General features: G+C 69.7%; 1 pseudogene. It reads right to left on the reverse strand.

What is annotated here, in order from left to right:
* Nucleotides 1–462, reverse strand: a pseudogene (locus tag LL06_RS26160) (lipid-A-disaccharide synthase); the annotation flags it as partial.

Genomic DNA, 462 nt, shown 5'->3' on the forward strand with positions numbered 1-462 from the left:
CGCGTCGCGCCCGGCGGCGCCGCGCCGGGCGAGCTGCGCCGCGCGCGCGGCGATCAGCCCGGGGTCGTCCATCAGCCGGTGGCCGACATAGGTGAGCGGCGGTCCGCCCAGGCGTTCGACGATCTCGGCCTCGAAGGGAAAGATCGACAGGATGTGATCGACCCAGCCGCGCATCGCCGGCGCCCGTTCCGGCTTCCAGGCCCAGACCGTGGGGCAGACATAATTGATGATCCTGAGACCGGGCAGCGCTTTGCGCACCCTGCGGGCGACGCGGTGGGAGAAATCCGGGCTGTCGATGATCACCAGGCAGTCGGGACGCGCGGCGATGATGGCGTCCGCGGTCTGGCCGATGCGCCGGATCAGCCGCGGCAATTGGGCGATGACGGCGGAAAAGCCGATGATCGACAGTTCGCTGTAGTCAAACAGCGAGGTCAGCCCCTCGCTGATCAGCCGGTCGCCGCC

Source organism: Hoeflea sp. BAL378 (assembly GCF_000759435.1).
Taxonomy (GTDB): domain Bacteria; phylum Pseudomonadota; class Alphaproteobacteria; order Rhizobiales; family Rhizobiaceae; genus Hoeflea.